Origin of the sequence: Bacillus sp. FJAT-27916 (assembly GCF_001183965.1) — a bacterium.
GTDB lineage: Bacteria > Bacillota > Bacilli > Bacillales > Pradoshiaceae > Pradoshia.
In genome coordinates this window covers 427,264-445,405 of record NZ_LFZV01000001.1, presented here as the reverse complement: position 1 = coordinate 445,405, position 18,142 = coordinate 427,264, and the positions used below count along the sequence as shown (strand labels likewise).

Genomic DNA, 18,142 nt, shown 5'->3' with positions numbered 1-18,142 from the left:
TCATATTGTTCATAGAAAAAATAAAACGCTGCTTTTAGCAGCGCTTAATCATTATGTTTTAAAATACCTTCTTTCTGGCCTTCCGACTGATCCATAAATGTATTCTACATGGATTAACTTCTCCCCCAATAGATGCTCCAAATAACGTCGAGCTGTCGTCCGACTAATCCCCAAATTTTTCCCCAGCATTTCTGCTGTAATACCAACTTTGCATGTTCCGATGAATTCCATAACTTTTGATTTGGTAATGGGATCAATCCCCTTGGGAATGTCCGATATTTTCCTGCTTGAATTACGTTCATTTTTGGAATTCCATAACTGTTCAATATCCTCCTCACTCAATATATTTCCACGTTCAAAAATCAATCTTTTCTCCTTATAGTTCAAGAGACATTGCGTAAACTTATCCAATGTAAGCGGTTTTAATAGATAATCAAAAACACCATTTATAAATGCCTTTCGTACAATTTCTGTTTCAGAAGCACCTGTAATTAAAATTATATCTGTTTCGGGACTCTTCTCCCTAATAAAATTAAGCAGCTCAATTCCTAGGTCATCCGGTAAATATATATCTAGCAATACAAGTTGTGGCCGCAGACTATCTACCCATAGTTTCCCTTCTTCAACTGTATGTGCCATCCCTATTGTTTGAAAACCGTCTATATTTGCAATAAAACTTTCATGAATTTTAGCAATTCTCTCATCATCTTCAACTATTAAAACCTCTATATATTTATCCAAACCTCTCACCCTTTTTGGGGATAGATATAATAAAGAGTGCGCCCCCCAAATCCCCTTTTTCAATTGATATAGAGCCATTGAGAATTTTTAAATTTTCTTTAACGATATGAAGACCATATCCCCTATTCTTCGAAGCTTTTGTTGAATTCTTTAATTCGAATATTGTTTCTACCTGATTATCATCGATTCCGTCACCAGAATCTTCGATTTCAAAGACAATCTCATGCTCATGTTGAAAAATATACAACCGTACAATCCGTTGTTCCTCTTTTAACTTTTCTACAGCTTCAAATGCATTAATTACTAGATTGCCCAATATAGAAATCAGCAAATGCTTCTCAATAGGCATTTCTAACTTATCACAATAACTACTCTCATCTAAAATCAGTTTTACCTTTAATTCTTTTGCTCGGTTATAGTAGCCAATAATAATACCGCTTAAATACATATCCCTAATATGCTTATTCATAAAATTTATTAAAGCATCATTCTCATTCTTTTCTTGGTGTATAAGTTCAAGTACTTCATCATATGCCTGTAACTGAATAAGACCAGAAATGGTGTAAAGAAAATTATTATGTTCATGAGTTTGAGCTCTAAGAGATTCAATATATTGCTTCACTTGAGATAGCTCATCTGCAATATGATCAATATCTTCAAAGGGCCGAAAACTCGATACTGCTCCTATAAATTTTCCATTATTTATAATAGGTACACGATTCACCAGTGTTTTTGTGTTATTAATATACATTACTCGGTCAAACTGTGTCTCCCCATGCTTCATTACTTCTATTAGTCTAGTATTAGGTATGATGGCTTTAATATTTTTTCCGACCACTGGCTCCTTGCTGTTTAAAATTTCATTTGCTGCTTGATTACTAAAAGTAATTGTTTCATTTGTATCAACAACAATGATCCCTTCCCTAATAGACTCTACCATTGCATTTCTCTCCGTAAATAATTTTGCTAGTTCTTCCGGTTCATAGTTAAGAAGCAATTGTTTTATTTTATTGGAAAGATATATGGCCAGTAAAACGGAAAAAGCGATTGTAAATACTGATACCACAATTAGAGATTTTGAATAAACCATATTTATAGTGAATATATCCTTACGCAAAAAACCAACTGAAACAACTCCAATTACATTACCTTTCTCATCAAAAACAGGTGATTTCCCCCGAAGTGCTTCTCCAAGCGTCCCTTTTGCAATAGATATATACGCGTCACCATCAATGAGAGCTTTCTCATTATCATCACCCACCATTTTTTCACCGATTCTGCTTTTAATCGGATGGGCATACCGTATTGAGTTTATATCTCCAATAACAACATATTCAGCACCAACTTGCCGTTGAATTTCAAGAGCCAGTTCTTGCAATTCATCTGTAGTACTCCCGTTTTCTAGCGCTTCCACAACTATTGGGTATTTAGCTGTTAGCTTAGCTACACTTAACGCTCTCTCTCCAATCTCCTTCTCAACTGCATTGGATATGATAAAATACGACGGGACTACAGCAATTAACATAATTATTGAACCCAATAACATGTTATATTTTAAGAATCGAAAATTTAAAGTCTCTCTCCTCATTACTATTACCTTTCCTTGGAAAATCAAAAAGTTTCTAATATTATATCAAATAATTATCTGTAGATTCTGAAAATATAACAATGCAAAAATATAAGCAAATCCCACCATTACAGCAAGATTTGCCCAGTATATATATTCTTTTAATAAATGTGTACTTAAAATTGCTAAGAACGTTCCTAGGATGCAAACTCTAAAATCCTATCACGCCAATATTCATTAGTCGTTTACCAGGTATATGCTTTATTTACCGCCCATCGTCGCAACTTACGTATAGAAATCTTCCAGTCACTGCCTGTGCCAATTCCATACGTATGAGCAAATGATTTCTGATTGAGAGCCAATCCGAGGTTATCAAGGGAATTGACATACAGAATCGCATCCTCTAGCTCACTGTCCGCGAAGGAACGCCCATAAATGACCTCCTCCTCATATCGGACAGTTTTATCCTTTTCAATCTTGATTAATACTTTATCACCCAATGGGATATTCAATTGCTTAAATAGTTCTCTTGGGACATTGGTCCATAAGTTCCCAAATCTTATATCTAATATTTCAATAATACCTTTGATTTCATCTTCCTTTTTATATAATTCAGAGAGAGGGAATTCCACAAGTGACTTTACGTCAATCTTTGGTCCGACTTCCTTAAAGCTGATCACACCAGCGGCGATTCTTGCTCCTGTATAAGCATATACATCACGTCCATGGAAGGTATAAGATTCTCCCGAGCGGGGAAGGCGGTTCACCTTCTCATCAATCAGCCTTGCCTCTGTGATGCCAATCTTATTCTTAATATGGGATAATGTACCGTTATCGGGTGTGACTACATAATGCCCGGCAGATGTCTTCGCCACAATACTGCGGCGGTCGCAGCCAACTCCTGGGTCAACCACTGATACAAATACCGTGCCCTCTGGCCAATACGGAATGGCCTGCAAGAGACGATAGGAGCCTTCCCAAATATTGAACGTCGGAATGTCATGCGTATTATTGCTAATCTTCAGCGAGGGATCGACTGATAAGGCCACCCCGTACATGGCACTGACCGCCCCATCGCTTAATCCGAAATCAGATTGAAATACTAATAATCGTTTCATCACAATCCCACCTATCTGTATGCATATAAATAAAAAACACCACGTCCTCATATACGTTAAGGACGTGGTGTGATTGCACGCGGTACCACCTTAATTCACTATTTATTCGCATAAACAGTCTCAGTAAGTGCATAAACGATTCATACGTTCTTTACACCTTGGTATGGATAACGAGTACCAAATCTCGCCGGAACCTACTCGCAATAGATCACTCTATCCTTTCAGCACGAGGCTCAGAGGCCATGTTCAATCAAGTTCCTTCCCGCTTCTTTTCAGCTGCCGAAGCTCTCTTTAGAGAAATCATCTTAATCTACTCTTCTCTTCAATGCCTTTTAAATATTTTGAATTATTTATATATTATCTAGGTTCATGATCATATGTCAATAGCAATAATAGACAAAAGTGTCCTACTTGATGAAACTATCACCAGAGCTTCCATAGAAGTAACGGTCGAGCCCAATCGCCGCCAACGGACCCTTTAAAATAATATCAAGCAGCATATTCGCAATCATTTCCGGTGGCTCCTTCGAATCCGTCTGCAGCCAGTAAGTTAACACCCCTAAATGGGCAGAGGAAATATAGGCATAGTATAATTCCAATGGATAATGCATTTGATTCTCTTCCGATGCTTTAGAGAAAACATCCTCGATATTGTAAACGAAGACTTCCCGTATCTTCTCCTTAAAATGAGCATCCCCATTCGCACTCAGGATGACCTTCATAAAATCAGCCTCTTCACGAAAGCATTCAAGCAAACGAATAATGAAAACAAGGCGGTCCTTTGCGAACCCCTCCATATCGGGATGGTTCGTAAACGGCAATTCATCAATAATCGCTTGAATCTTCGCAAATAGTTCCCCCTCAAGCTTGTCCAAAAGGTCGTATTTATCTAAGTAATGCAGATAAAAGGTGCCTCTATTGATTCCCGCACGTTCCGTTAAATCTCGCACGGAAATCTTCTCAAAGTTCTTTTCCTCCAATAAGGAAATAAAGGTTTCCTTAATCTCTTTTTTCGTCCTGATGACACGGCGGTCATAGTTATTGGTCATGGATTATCCTCTTTCCCAAAAAGTTAATGAACACATTTTTGAATCTGTCGTTTAATGAACATCTCCATCAAAATTGATGATGGTGTATTGGTTATATCTAGGATAAGATAAACACGTAATTTAATCAACACAGTGTTCATAAATAGATGAGGAGGAATACAAGTGAAAGACAATAAATTTTTCTTCGCTGCATTTGGTGCCGTTCTCGTATTATTATTCGTCTTTGTTTCCACTGCCATTCCAAGTGCACGCTCCAACCCGAAAGACCTGCCTATTGCCCTTGTATCAGAAGACCAAGGCGTGATGGGAGAAACAATGGTCAACATGATTCAGACGAATGTTAAAACTTCAAAAAACGATTCATTCAAATTCACGGTGGTTAAAAACACGGACGAAATGAATGAGCTGTTGGATAAGAAAGAAATCTACGGTGCTCTCGTGATTCCCAATGATTTTTCCGAAAAATACGCTTCGCTTCAAACAGCAGCGCCAGAATCACCAGCCTTACAGGTCTATGTGAACCAAGGAATGAATACAGACGTAGCAACTGTAGTGAATCAGGCGCTAACCGCCATGGTCACACAGCTGAACACCAATATGAGTCAGCAATTATTTGCGGCCATGAAAGAAAAAAATGTGACTTTATCAACTGAACAAGCACAAATTTTCGCTTCCCCAATCCAAAGCGAGGTCATCATGGTCAACCAAACAGGAGACTTAGCCATGGCTCCAACCTCTCTATTCCAGCCGATTTGGCTAGGAAGTATTATCAGTGCCGTATTAATGTGGTTTGCAGGACGTAAGCGTGTATTCAATTCCATTGGCGAACAGCTCAAATTTCGCTTATTGCAGATCGGTGTCGGAGCTGCGCTTGGGTTCTTCACTGGCTATCTCGCCACATGGCTGTCCACTTGGATGCTCGGCTTTGAATACGCAAGCTTCAATGATGTAGCCTTATTCGCCTCCATCGCAAGCTGCGGTTTCATCCTGCTGGTCTTGGCCGCATTAAGCTGGATTGGCTATGCCGCCCTGCCGATTTTCGTACTCTTGATGTTCTTCGGTCTCCCATTAGTCCAGCTCGTACCAGAGATGATGCCAGCGTTCTATGCTGACTGGATCTACCCATGGATTCCAATGCGTTTCCTCTTTGACGGGCTGAAGGAAATTCTTTTCTTTAACGGATCCGCATGGAATGGCAGCGCCCAAATCCTCTGTTGGATTGCCGCTGTTTCTGCCATTGCCATTACAGCGAAAGCTTCCGCTAAGACAGCTAAAACAGAATAGGTGCAGATACAAAGAAATCTTGTCAGCTTTTTAGAGCCGGCAAGATTTCTTTTTTATTGATTCAATCGATGTATTTCCCGTCCCATAGATTCAAGGATGTAGACGACTGGTACTTGTGTCGTAATATTAGAGCCCTCGCAAAATTCCTCAGTCACAAAATAAGGGATATTCATATCTGAGATTTTGGCCACCGTTGAATTATTATGGTTCGTTATACTGATAATTTTGCTTCCTTTTTGCTTAAACTGATTAAGATGAGTCACCGTAAAATGATTTTCTCCTGAGACCGACAAGACAATCGTCACACTATCCTGCATGAGGCTGGAATTTACCGGGAAGAGAGGATCCTTAATATGCACGGAAAATTTCCCAATGCTTGAGAAATACCTGGCCCCATACTCAGCCAGAATCCCCGAGCTGCCTATTCCTAAGAAAATGACATTCTCCGCTTTACCGACCACAGCTGCAGCTTCCTTCACCTTTTGATCTAAATCACCCTTCAAGGTTCGCTCATAAAATTCCACAAAGGAATGCTCGGCATTTTTGATTGGCTGCTTCTTCTCCTGTGTTAAGTACATCTTTAATTTAATCTTAAATTCAGAAAAGCCTTCACAGTTTATTTTTTTACAAAAGCGTTGAATGGTCGCTGTAGAAACATGCGTTTCATCCGCCAATTCGCGGATTCTCATATAAACAACCTTCTCGCCATTCTGGCATATGTATTGATAAATAGCTGTTTCCAGCTCATTGAACGAACGAATGACTTCACTTGAGAACATAGAATAAATACGCTCCTTCTCCTAAGAAGATTGACAACATTAGTTTAACATAGCTCAAGAATAGTCACATGGTGTGACAGTTATGAAACAAATGATTTTTTGTGTCATCCCAGACATAATGCAGCCAATGGATGTTTCACAAAGCCTCCCCACGTTATCATAAAGAGGTAGAGAAATGATTCAACAACGGAGGGGTCCAAATGATTAAATTAGTGCTAACCGATATGGATGGAACATTCTTAAATAACAGCGGGGATTATAACAGGGAGCTGTACAAGGAAGTTAAGCAGCTGATGGAGGAGAAAAATGTCTACTTCGCCCCTGTCACCGGGAAACAATGTGAACGGGTTGAGGAGCTATTCGGAGAAGATGCTAGAGATTTATGGATATTAGGAGACAGCGCAACAAGAATCAAGCATAACGGGGAATTTGTCTATGAATCCCTGCTAAGCAATGAACTCGGCCAGAAAATCATCCAGCTTCTCGAGGAATTAAGTCCAGACCATACCATTATTGCGTGCACACAAAGCGGTGCGGTCATTAAGGACTCCACATCCCAAGAGGAAGCAGCGATTGTCCGCCGATCCTATGCACAAGTCAGACAAGCAGCTGATTTCAGCGAAATAAAGGAAGACTTCATCAAAATCACAATTCATGATTCGTTGAATAGATGCATAGAAACGCGGGAGAAACTATCCCCATTCTTTGATTCCGCCTATATCGTCGCATCGGAGGCGGCTTGGATTGATATCACAAATGCAAATGTGCATAAAGGCACCACTGTCCAGCATTTACAGGAGCTATTGAATGTCACACCAGCAGAAACAATGGTATTCGGTGATACATACAATGACATCGAGCTGATGGCATGTGCTGAATACAGCTTTGCCGTCCGCAACGCCGTGCAAGAAGTAAAAGATGCGGCTAATTATATCACTCGCTCCAACGAGGAAGACGGGGTATTAAGGACGATTAAGCATTTCTTGTCGCTGCAAGGATAAAAAGTTCGCAAGCGCTAATCTGATGTGGATTAGCGCTTTTTTTATTTATTTCAAAAGACTGCCCTGAAACGGCACAACCAGAAAGTCCTGCTGACCCAATGTTTCAGCAAATAAGTTCATCTATTTGACAGAATAATTTGCAGGCGTTAACATACCCTTAGGGGTATAAAAACCAAAGGGGGCATACAGAATGAACAACATTACTGTTTACTCAACAAATACTTGTCCTTACTGCACAATGATGAAGCAATTCCTTGATTCTCAAGGATTAAACTACAAAGAGGTGAACGTGCAAGCAGATCCGATTGCCGCACAACGATTAGTCCAAGAAACTGGACAGATGGGTGTACCGCAAACAAATGTAAATGGTCACTGGGTTCTTGGGTTTGACCCTGAGAGCTTAATGCAGTATGTTCAAAAATAATAGACGCAAGCGAGGCTTGAAGACTTCATAGACAAGTCTTCAAGCTTTTTTCATATTATCCGCATACCTTTCTTAATCAATCCTTAATCCGATTTTCATTTTTAACCAAGACCAGCAAGGGATGTGTTTTTATAGATTCATACAGAAAAGGACCAAAAAGGGGGACTGGGCTTATGATCGAATCTATGATTAACTCCATCAATATAAGCTATGAAATAACGTTTGCAGGTGATAAGCAATGAGCTATTTCACTATCGGGAGCCTGACGATTCCTGCTGTTTGGCTGGCCGTCCTTCTCAGCCTTTTTATCACATCACTCTTATACAGATTCGCTTCTGAAAGGAGGATCGATGACTGGTACTGGAACAGCTTCTTCCTTTATTTCATCGTGTGGAAGCTTAGTTATATCCCGTTTCATTTTGATATGTTCCTAGACATACCTCTGTCTATCGCTTACTTCAATGGCGGAATAAATGGGCATTTCCTTGCTCTTGTCTCGCTCTCCATTTATCTGTTTTACATTTCGGAGAAAAAACGACAGCCGATTCATCGGGATGCTGTTGAGCTATTCCTATTATTCTTTATCGTTTTTGAAACAATCAAGTATGCCCTGGAAACAAATGTACCAGCCGCTCTATTACATCTGCTGTTACTGATTGGTTATGTAGTGCTTCTTAAAAGGAAGAAACAAAGCTTATCTTCCCAAGTATTTTTCTTGTTCTTCCTTTTAGAGCTATTCATAATCAGTTTCTTCCAGTCCGTTCTGTCCCTTGAGATTCTAACCTTCAGCTGGATGGCAGTCATAGCCTGCATCCTATCTATCCGGGATCACGCCAAACCAAATTCCTTAGGTGGTGGAAAAACGTGAAGAAAAATGTGTTATCAGCAGCCATTATCTTATTGGCCCTCGCAATCGTAGTCGTCAATCTATGGAACCAAAATAAAGAAAGGGAAAGCAACAAGGGTGTTGAGACAGATGGTTCAGCTTCTGCTCAAGTCAAGGAAGGACAGCCTGCTCCTGACTTTGAACTCACCACGATAGACGGGGAATTGATAAAGCTATCAGATTACAAAGGAAAGAAGGTCATCCTCAACTTTTGGGCGACATGGTGCCCACCTTGCAAAGCTGAGATGCCTCATATGCAAAATTTCTATGAAGAGCACCAAGAAGACGGTGTTGAAATTATAGCCGTCAATCTTACGAATATCGATCATGGTAAAGAAGGCATCAAGAAATTTATTCAGGATTACGAGCTTACCTTTGCCATCCCGCTCGATGAAGAAGGCCTGATTGGCGAGCAATACCAAGCCCTCACCATTCCAACAAGCTATATCATTGATATAAATGGCGTCATCACTAAGAAAATAGTCGGTCCGATGGATGAGGGGATGATGGAAGGATTGATTGAGGATATTCAGTAGCGTCGAAAATTGTGCCATTCCTTGGATACATCGACATTAAACAGAAGGCAATGATGAGCCTTGACCTTTCACAGCACCTACAGTTCCTTATGCTCAATCAAGATAGACGCCCTCAGGAAACGCCACAGATGTTTTCGAGGGCTCTTTGTACTATTGGATTAGATGCAGGAATAGGTGAAATCGAACAGTCCCGTTTCATTCATGTACGTTCACCATCTTCCTGCCCCTCCCTTATGATCGAATAATGCTTTCTTTACCAAGGCAGGCTCATCGGCATACACGCCAATATACGTCACTTGTTTTGTCAGGCCTCCAACAAGGTGAATGGATTGAGGTCTTTTCAATTCAAGAACAAAACTAGGTTTTTCCTCTGTCGTCCCTAAAACTTTAAAATGATAGACCTTCTTTTCCTCCAGATGATTATGAATTTGTTTTATGTCTTCTAAATCAATGCATATATTTCTCATCAAGCCATTTGATAGATAGAGGTGATTGTGTTGAATGAAGAGAGGATTTTTACGCAATGCCTGAAAATCTGCTACAAGAAAAACCAATCCATAAATAGATAAGATCGTGTGAATCCAAGCCAGGAAAGGAAGCTTCTCTGCAAACAAGAAATGAAAACCGATGCCCTCAATTATAATCGCATGAATAAGCATAATGAACATCGGTACATAAAAAGTTTTTTGATAGACTGTCCAGCCTGCTTCTTTGGCAGGCTTTCGCCAGCTTAAGAAAGCATAATAAAATACAAGGATCTCTGAAATGAGGACCCTAACAATGGGGTTCCCTTTTCCCTTTGCTTTCGCTTCCTTTTGCAAAGTAAATAACATGGAGGTTTGACCGCGTTTCACCTGATGAAATATACCTGGTAAATAACGAGCGAACAGAAGCAATAAAATAATTTCAATACTAACAAAGGCTGCCTCAATGCCAATAGCTGTCCACGTTAACACCCCGAAAGGCTCCATTAAGGCACTTGGTATGATAAATCTGATGAACAGCATCCCAGCAGCCATGACAGTCAGCACGGTTTTTACATTCCATTTCTTTATATGAAGGAGGATAAACACCGGAACCAAAACAACACAATCTAGGATGGAGCCAATCACAACCCCTCTCTGCTGTGCATGTGTCAATTGCTCTAAAGCAATGATCTGATAGGCTGCCACATTTCCCAGCATTATGATACCAGCAGCAATTAACCACCTTTGTTTTTGAGCAAGCTGCCAAACCAATTCAATCGCCTCCCATGTATGAATCATTCTCTTATCATCTAGTTTATCAAAACGAACGCCGTGAAAGTCCTGAAATCATGTTTATTTATGGTAGTTTTCATAACGTAAAACGAAGAAATTTGCCGATTGGTTGTGTTTCTTCTACAGAACTAACCTGCCTTTTAGCCTATGAAATCCCGTTTTATAGTTCTTTAGAAAGAACATAAAACTAGTAGTTTCTTAACTTGTCCTCTTTCAACTTTGTAAAATATGATAAAAATGTATAAATATGTATGAATAATAGGAGGGAAATCATGGTTTGGCGAAAAAGTGGTTTTAAAGTAGCAGCTTCACTGTTAGCAATATCGATGGCATTCAGCACGGTTGGCTCAGCGAATGAGGGCAGCAACAATGGCAAATCTGGCTATTCACAGGATCAGAAAATCATAGCGAGAGTTGATGCTGAACGGGCAATTGAGCATGTCCGCTATTTATCTGAAGAGATTGGCCCCCGACCAAGCGGGCTGCAAGCAGAAAAGGATTCAGCTGAATACATTGCTAATGTACTTAAGGGCTATGGCTACAAAGTAGAATTTCAGCATTTCCCTGTAGCTGATCAATACATCGCTGATGTGGCCTTTGCGGACGGAACCTCTTGGCAGATGGGGGCGGCTCCAAATGGAAAGGTCAGCAGGCAAACGGTTAACGGCGAGCTTATTTTTGTAGATGGGGGAACTAATCTTGCCGACTTCCCAGCTGATACAGCCGGGAAAATCGTGGTCATGCCTAGAGCTTCTACAACCGCCTCCTACCGTACACAAGTAAATAATGCTGTTGAAGCCGGAGCTGTAGGTGTTATTCTGCAAAGTCTCACAGGAAGCCGCGGAAATTACGGCTCGACCTTTAATCCTAGCTTAGCTCAACCAGTTGATATTCCTGTTTATGGAGCAGCTTTCATCCAAGGTGAATGGCTGAAAGAACAATTGGCAGGAGGCCCTGTTGATTTAAGCCTGTCAGCAGAGCAATTCACGAATCTTGAATCCGTGAATGTCATAGCCACGAAAGCTCCAAAAGGAAAGAAAAAAGATACAAAAGAAGTCATTCTCGGTGCACACCATGACAGTGTAGTAGGGGCGCCTGGCGGAAATGACAACGCATCAGGTGTTGGCTTAATGCTCGAACTTGCGCGTATTTACAAGGGATACAATACGGATAAAACACTTAAATTCATTGCCTTTGGTTCAGAGGAACGCGGCCTTCTCGGTGCAAGACATTATGTGGACCAATTAACCCAGGAACAACGAGACAATATCGATGCTGTCTTCGTTCCGGACATGGTAGCCACAAGCTATGGACCAGCGAAAAACCTTTACGCCATGACGCCAAACGGCTCCACAAATATGGTCACTGATTCAACGATGGAAGCAGGTGCACGCCTAGGAAACTCTGATATTCTGCCAGGTACATTCGGTTCAAGCGATCACGTTCCATTCCATAATGCTGGTATACCTGCTGCCCTCTTCATCTGGATGGGCATTGATAGCTGGGATCCGCTCATCTACCATATCGAGAAAGTCTACCATACACCACAGGATACAATTGAAGATAATATCTCGGTTGAAAGGATGCAATCTGCTCTTGATATAATTGGTTCCGGGTTATTTGATGTCGTCCGGAAACAAGTCCCTCCACTTGATAAATAATTGGTTCAAAATGAAGAGGCTGGGACAAAACCCTCCTCTTAAATGAAAAAGCCGGAGAATTTTACAACAAGTAAAATTTCTCCGGCTTTTGATTCTTCATAATTCTGCTGGTTTTAAGTCACCACAATTAAATCCACGGAAAACAACAGCCGTACACTAATGGTGAATGAGAAATGGGAAGAACTAAAAGAATATGTAAGAGAGAGGTAATCAGAAGAGAAAACTAGCTTGATCTAATGTCAAAGAAAAATAAATGCGGAACCCGTTTTTGAATTTTTGAAGGCTAATTTGCGTTTCACCCAATCTTCTGTACTGGGTGAAACAAAGATTGAAAATGAAATGGGTCTTGCGTTAAGGGCTGTGAATTTACGGAAATCCGCGGCAAGTAGATAAAGAAAAACATAGCTTAAAAATATATTAATATCTTTCCTCATTAATGAAGAACTATATCCATCGTAATAATAGGTTCTCATTTTTCTTTATAATCAGCGAGTTTTTGATTGGTTGACTTTGTCATCTCACAATAATACTCATTCGGATTATCGGTGTCCGAAACCTTCCATTTGCTATCGCTGATTTTTGTTAAAATGATTCTATCATCCAAAATAATTGTTTTCTCTGTACTATCCGTTATTTTAAATGTATCGTCATCTTCTTCATTATCCATATAAGAAGTGATATCAATATGATCATCATAATAATCATTATCGACAAACTCCATATAACCACTTAAAGAATCGGCTTTGATTTCCCAAACTCCTAAATATCTTCAGCAGATAATATCGAATTATAGACAAGTTGATTTCCATAATATATCGAACTATAGGAATTTGGATTTTTAAATTCGCCTTTTTTGTCGAGTTTATTTATAGATACCGAATGTAAAGCATTATCGTCAGTTCGATAAATAATTTTGTCTACATAAGCAACGAATAATTCAACGTCACTACTTATCTTTTCTGCATTAAAGTAAAGTTCATTATCCTTTGTTAAGAATACGATGTTTTCACCTAGAGTAGAAACCTGATAATTGTATTCACCCTGAGAAATATCTACTCCAATTTTTTCTTTCTTGCCATTCTTAATGGAAAATAAATTATCATCGCCATCTATATAATATACTTGTTCACCAACAACATAGAATTTATGTACTTCCTCAGCCAACTTCCTCTTTGATTTTTTTGAACCGATATCTTTCACACATAGATTCCCATCAACATCTAATACGTAGAAGGAATCATCTTGTTTATGGAAATAAGATACATCAGAGGCAATTCTGTGACTGATTCCATTTCTATATTTAAAATACAATTCCCCTTTTTTGTCATCATCATCATAGTCCGTCAAATAGGCTAAATCACCATTATTATCTATAATCATATTATAATAATAGATTTCCTCATCACTAATAATCTTCTTTTTATCCTCTTCTTCTATATCACGTATGTATAAATCATTCCCACCTGTATAAATGACAATTTTATTGCCATCATCAGAAATATCATAGTAAATTACTTCTGAAGCGATTTTATCCTTTTGTTTGTCGCTCGAGAAACAATACAAATCATCTTTCTCATTCGTATAATAGATATGTTCACCATCTGAGGAAATTTTATAATAGGAAATACCTGACGCTACTTTTATTTTATCTTTCCCATTAAAAATGGCATAGAGATCATCTTCATCAGAAAGATAAGCTATTGTATCAGAGTTATCAGACAACCCATATGTAATAGATTTATCAGATACATTATTAGCTATTTTTTGTTTTTCTCCATCTTCATACAAATACAAACTATAATCATCATCTACAAACATGAGTCCCTTTCCATCTATATAACTAGCAGATTCCTCTAAAACATTAGATGCTACTTTTTCAGAATCTTTTTCGGGATACTTAATATATAAATCATTGCCCTTCATCATGACATATACGTCATCATTTTGTTGAGAACTAGAAGAGATATTACTACACCCAGCAACAAGGAGTGTGCATACAATCGCGGCTAGTGTCCATTTCATTTTCCTTAACATTCAATCACTCTTCCTTATTAAAGTATAAAAACATTTTAAATTATACTACAATAATAATATCCTTTTATATATTCTAAATTTTCCATCTGTTGGTTTTGATAAAACTCCTATAATGCGCCCATTCCTAATGAAATAGTAGATAAACCTACCGGCAAAGATAATCCCAAAAATGATACAACCTAATCGATATTGTCCTTAAAAACATAGCACCTAAAATCGTAAAACCATTAATACCAAGTGCCATACCTAAACCTCCATAGACAGATGAAGCTGTTCCTTTTCCACTTTTAGGTGCTCAGACTAACCAAAGCAATCATTGGTGCGACAAGCCAGCTATTTATATTAAAAAAATAACTCCAATAAAAAAGATACCTAAGAAGAGAGAATCATCTTTCTTTTTAGGTATCTGATCACTTTACTTTATTCATTTTTCAGCATTGACAGTCTGGTTAGCGCCAAAAAAATAAAAAACCACCAAAACTATGTATTGGTGGAGACGGTGGGAGTCGAACCCACGTCCAAAGATAACGGCACTTATGCTTCTACGAGTGTAGTCGATATATTGGCGATTCGCTGGTCCTTCGGCCTATCGACAGGCTTCCGGGCAGCTAGTCTGATTGTTCTCTTCCTTCTCCCTCAGACGGCGAGATCCGGCGTAGTCCACTTAGAGTGAGTCCCTTACCCTACCACATGGACGATGGAGGGAGGAACAGCTATCGACTGTTATTAGGCAGCGAAAGCTAGGTTGTTGTTTTGTTTGCCAGTTATAGGCTATGACGTTTTAACGAGGCCGATCCCCTCGACTCGCAACATAAGCTCGAACTACCCCTGTCGAATCCGTAACGTCCCCTCATTAAGAATGTGGAGCGTACGAAATGAAGAAGCTCAAGGCTTGTTTGCTTTGCTTCTATTCAATTACGGTACATGAATTATTATATCACAACGGATGTGAAATTCAATTGTAAGAACTTGGGCTTTAAACCAGATTAGCGCTGCCGTTCCTTGAAGGCACGCTCAATTTCGCGTTTGGCTTCCTTCTTCTTCAGATCTTCACGCTTGTCATAATTCTTCTTACCCTTACCAAGGCCGATTAACACTTTCGCGAAGCCGTTTTTCAAATAAAGCTTCAATGGGACGAGTGCATAGCCTTGTTCCTTCGTTTGGCCGATCAGCTTGGAGATTTCTTTATTGTGTAGAAGAAGCTTGCGCACGCGCAACGGATCGTGGTTATAGCGGTTCCCCTGCTCATATGGGCTGATATGCATTCCCATAAGGAAGACCTCGCCATTAATGATCCTCGCATAGGAATCCTTCAGATTCACGCGGCCATTACGAATCGATTTGATTTCCGTTCCTTGGAGAACAATTCCTGCCTCATAGGTTTCTTCGATAAAGTAATCATGGTATGCCTTTTTGTTTTGTCCAATGACTTTTCCTGCTCCTTTTGGCATGTCCATACCCCCTCTCTCTTTATACGGGTCATTTTGAAAAAAAGAGCCGTTACTTGGCTCTTTCTATTATCATACTACAGCAATTGCCTCTATTTCTACAAGCCCGTTCTTTGGCAGGCGTGCGACCTCAATGGCACTTCTTGCCGGAAGGGAGCTGTTAAAGTAAATCGCATAGATTTCATTAACCGTTGCAAAGTCATTCATATCCTGCAGGAATACCGTTGTTTTAACCACATTATCTAGACTCAGCCCTGCCTCATTCAAGATAGCCTGGACATTCTTTAACGCCTGCTGTGTTTGTTCGCGAATACCGCTTCTTAATTCCCCTGTTTCCGGGTCAAGTCCCAGCTGGCCGGATGTATACACGAATCCATTGGCCTCGATAGCTTGAGAATAAGGGCCGATTGCGCTAGGAGCCTTTGATGTTTGGATGATTTTCTTTCCCATAGTAGTATTCCTCCATTTCACTCTATTCCATACCCTTATATTATTCGACTTGAACCGCCTTTTTCCTGCTGTCTAAAAGGAAGAAAGGATGTGCGGGTGCACATCCTTACAATTCAACAGATTCCATCTCTGTTTTTTCACTGTTATAAACTTTTTTATCAAGCTGTCCTGTCGCTCTTCCTGTCACTAGACCAGCTGTCACAGAGCCGCTCACATTAAGAGCAGTACGGCCCATATCAATAAGTGGTTCCACAGAAATCAAAAGAGCCGCGATGCCGATTGGCAGATTCATGCTTGATAGGACAATCAAGGCAGCAAATGTTGCACCGCCGCCAACACCAGCGACACCAAATGAACTGATGGCTACGATGATGACTAGTTGAATCAAGAAAGCCGGATCAAGCGGGTCTGGCGCAATCATGACGGCCAGCATAGCCGGATATATTCCCGCGCAGCCGTTCTGACCGATGGATGCACCTAAAGATGCCGCAAAGTTCGCAATGCCTCTTGAGTTCCCGAATTGAGTGGTCTGGGTTTCCACATTGATTGGAATCGCAGCCGCACTAGAACGAGATGTAAAGGCAAATGTCATCAAAGGTCCGATTTTCTTTACATATTGTACCGGGCTAAGGCCGGAGAAGCTTAAAATGACTAGATGAACAAGGAACATAACAATCAAAGCCACATAGGAGGCGATGACAAATCGAGAAAGCTCGATAACCCCATCCATATTCGTATTCGCAATCGTATTGGCCATAAGAGCCACAATGCCGTATGGAGTAAGTCGAAGAATCAATGTCACAATCCGCATCACAATCTTATACAGCGCATCAATGATTTTCTCAAATGTCGCGAACTCTTCCGGAGCCTTTCTGCGGACCCCAATTGCTGCTATCCCTATAAAGGCGGCAAAAATGACGGTTGCAATAGTAGAAGTAGGACGCTGTCCAGTTAAATCAAGAAATGGATTCGTTGGGATGACCTGCAGAATCCGCTCAGGGAAGCTTAAGTCGTCCACTTGAACCATCGTTTCTTCTAATTGGGCAGAGCGAGCCTGCTCTGCTTCACCATTTTCAAGATTATCAGCGGAAAGGTCAAACCCTAGTGCACTCACAATCCCAATGACTGCCGCAATCGCTGTTGTGGCAACGAGCACACCGATAATGGAAAAGCTGATTTTCCCAACACCGCTATCCCCTTTAATTTTGATAATCGCAGAGATGATGGAAACAACAATCAATGGCATGACAATCATCTTCAAGAAGCTGACATAGCCGGTTCCAACGATACTGTACCAATTCTTCGTGCCCTCAAGCACCTCTGATCCGCTATCATAGCCGAACTGCAGGTAGAAGCCAAGGATGAGCCCGAGGCCAAGAGCTGTAAATACCCGCTTAGAAAACGAGACATGTTTCTTCTGCATGAAATATAAAAGACCGATTAGAGCTAGTAACAAAATAATATTGACAAGCAATAACAAAGTATCCACTTTGGTATATCCCCCTCTTCGCTAATTCATAGTATTACTATAAGGATTATAAACATTCTTGAACGATTTGTAAATTATATGCTCTTATCATTTGGATTTTCCTCTAAAATCGTACACCGATGGATAAAACCTTGTCTTTCTGCTACCCGAGGGGATGGCCATTGAATCAGAATATCGTAAATAGGGGTCATTGGTCATAGGAAACGATATTTCAATTTGGCTGTCCTATTGATAACTTTTATAAGAAATTTAACGAAAAAATACAGTAATCTCTGCAAAAAGGTCAGCTTGTCCATTTTCATTTATCCAGCCTTAATGGTCTTCTTTTTTAATGGGCGATTCAGGATTTCACCTTTTAAGGGCGAATTCTCTCTGTTTATGGCGAAAAGACAGGGTTTAAGGGCGAGCTTTCACTG

The 18,142-nt window shown here is 40.0% G+C and carries 17 protein-coding genes, 1 other RNA gene, 1 pseudogene and 1 other annotated feature; of the genes and pseudogenes, 7 read left to right on the top strand and 12 right to left on the bottom strand.

The window, feature by feature from the left end; translation table 11 throughout:
- Positions 1 to 51: 51 nt before the first annotated feature.
- The 4 genes from AC622_RS02055 to AC622_RS02040 all read right to left on the bottom strand — a co-directional run bounded on the left by AC622_RS02055 (position 52) and on the right by AC622_RS02040 (position 4,475).
- On the bottom strand, positions 52 to 741 hold the full coding sequence (locus tag AC622_RS02055) for a response regulator (RefSeq protein ID WP_049669556.1): 690 nt from the start codon (positions 739 to 741) through the stop codon (positions 52 to 54).
- Positions 734 to 2,266 (bottom strand): ATP-binding protein, encoded by a 1,533-nt coding sequence (locus tag AC622_RS02050; RefSeq protein ID WP_231589467.1) that lies wholly within the window; start codon positions 2,264 to 2,266, stop codon positions 734 to 736. Before AC622_RS02050 ends, AC622_RS02055 begins: the two co-directional genes overlap by 8 nt.
- 287 nt (positions 2,267 to 2,553) lie before the next feature.
- Positions 2,554 to 3,429, bottom strand: coding sequence for an SAM hydrolase/SAM-dependent halogenase family protein (locus tag AC622_RS02045; protein ID WP_049669554.1), 876 nt, complete (start codon positions 3,427 to 3,429; stop codon positions 2,554 to 2,556).
- A 52-nt stretch (positions 3,430 to 3,481) separates the two neighbouring features.
- Positions 3,482 to 3,761, bottom strand: a binding site (T-box leader).
- Positions 3,762 to 3,833: 72 nt separating this feature from the next.
- Positions 3,834 to 4,475: a TetR/AcrR family transcriptional regulator gene (locus AC622_RS02040; protein WP_049669553.1), complete on the bottom strand. Its 642-nt coding sequence runs from the start codon at positions 4,473 to 4,475 to the stop codon at positions 3,834 to 3,836.
- 162 nt (positions 4,476 to 4,637) lie between these two features.
- Here AC622_RS02040 and AC622_RS02035 point away from each other — a divergent pair, with 162 nt between their 5' ends.
- Entirely contained in the window at positions 4,638 to 5,759 is a 1,122-nt protein-coding gene (locus AC622_RS02035; RefSeq protein ID WP_049669552.1) for a YhgE/Pip domain-containing protein, read from the top strand.
- A 53-nt stretch (positions 5,760 to 5,812) separates the two neighbouring features.
- Here AC622_RS02035 and AC622_RS02030 read toward each other — a convergent pair whose 3' ends face one another.
- Entirely contained in the window at positions 5,813 to 6,538 is a 726-nt protein-coding gene (locus AC622_RS02030; RefSeq protein WP_049669551.1) for a MurR/RpiR family transcriptional regulator, read from the bottom strand.
- A gap of 200 nt (positions 6,539 to 6,738) precedes the next feature.
- On the opposite strand from AC622_RS02030, the gene AC622_RS02025 reads away from it, so the two are divergent.
- From AC622_RS02025 to AC622_RS02010, 4 genes are all read left to right on the top strand, one after another.
- Complete coding sequence (locus AC622_RS02025) at positions 6,739 to 7,539, top strand: HAD family hydrolase (RefSeq protein WP_049669550.1); 801 nt, start codon at positions 6,739 to 6,741, stop codon at positions 7,537 to 7,539.
- A 190-nt stretch (positions 7,540 to 7,729) separates the two neighbouring features.
- On the top strand, positions 7,730 to 7,963 hold the full coding sequence (locus tag AC622_RS02020; RefSeq protein WP_049669549.1) for a glutaredoxin family protein: 234 nt from the start codon (positions 7,730 to 7,732) through the stop codon (positions 7,961 to 7,963).
- Positions 7,964 to 8,201: 238 nt separating this feature from the next.
- On the top strand, positions 8,202 to 8,831 hold the full coding sequence (locus tag AC622_RS02015) for a hypothetical protein (protein ID WP_049669548.1): 630 nt from the start codon (positions 8,202 to 8,204) through the stop codon (positions 8,829 to 8,831).
- Positions 8,828 to 9,385: a redoxin domain-containing protein gene (locus tag AC622_RS02010; RefSeq protein ID WP_053103703.1), complete on the top strand. Its 558-nt coding sequence runs from the start codon at positions 8,828 to 8,830 to the stop codon at positions 9,383 to 9,385. Before AC622_RS02015 ends, AC622_RS02010 begins: the two co-directional genes overlap by 4 nt.
- A 209-nt stretch (positions 9,386 to 9,594) precedes the next feature.
- Here AC622_RS02010 and AC622_RS02005 read toward each other — a convergent pair whose 3' ends face one another.
- Positions 9,595 to 10,650, bottom strand: coding sequence for a hypothetical protein (locus AC622_RS02005; protein WP_049669547.1), 1,056 nt, complete (start codon positions 10,648 to 10,650; stop codon positions 9,595 to 9,597).
- 266 nt (positions 10,651 to 10,916) lie between these two features.
- Here AC622_RS02005 and AC622_RS02000 point away from each other — a divergent pair, with 266 nt between their 5' ends.
- Positions 10,917 to 12,305, top strand: coding sequence for a M28 family metallopeptidase (locus tag AC622_RS02000; RefSeq protein WP_156185537.1), 1,389 nt, complete (start codon positions 10,917 to 10,919; stop codon positions 12,303 to 12,305).
- Between the two features lie 129 nt (positions 12,306 to 12,434).
- Positions 12,435 to 12,698 (top strand): annotated as a pseudogene (locus AC622_RS21615) (transposase); the annotation flags it as partial.
- A gap of 76 nt (positions 12,699 to 12,774) precedes the next feature.
- On the opposite strand, the gene AC622_RS01995 reads toward AC622_RS21615, so the two are convergent.
- From AC622_RS01995 to AC622_RS01975, 6 genes are all read right to left on the bottom strand, one after another.
- Positions 12,775 to 13,026, bottom strand: a complete 252-nt coding sequence (locus AC622_RS01995; RefSeq protein ID WP_049669545.1) for a hypothetical protein — start codon at positions 13,024 to 13,026, stop codon at positions 12,775 to 12,777.
- Positions 13,027 to 13,064: 38 nt separating this feature from the next.
- Complete coding sequence (locus AC622_RS01990) at positions 13,065 to 14,339, bottom strand: hypothetical protein (RefSeq protein WP_049669544.1); 1,275 nt, start codon at positions 14,337 to 14,339, stop codon at positions 13,065 to 13,067.
- Between the two features lie 488 nt (positions 14,340 to 14,827).
- Positions 14,828 to 15,189: a transfer-messenger RNA gene (ssrA, locus tag AC622_RS20470) on the bottom strand.
- Positions 15,190 to 15,325: 136 nt separating this feature from the next.
- Positions 15,326 to 15,790 (bottom strand): SsrA-binding protein SmpB, encoded by a 465-nt coding sequence (gene smpB / locus AC622_RS01985; protein ID WP_049669543.1) that lies wholly within the window; start codon positions 15,788 to 15,790, stop codon positions 15,326 to 15,328.
- 69 nt (positions 15,791 to 15,859) lie between these two features.
- The gene (locus AC622_RS01980; RefSeq protein ID WP_049669542.1) at positions 15,860 to 16,237 is read right to left on the bottom strand and encodes a RidA family protein; all 378 of its coding nucleotides are present in this window, start codon (positions 16,235 to 16,237) and stop codon (positions 15,860 to 15,862) included.
- Positions 16,238 to 16,343: 106 nt separating this feature from the next.
- On the bottom strand, positions 16,344 to 17,726 hold the full coding sequence (locus AC622_RS01975; protein WP_049669541.1) for an L-cystine transporter: 1,383 nt from the start codon (positions 17,724 to 17,726) through the stop codon (positions 16,344 to 16,346).
- Positions 17,727 to 18,142 lie beyond the last annotated feature (416 nt).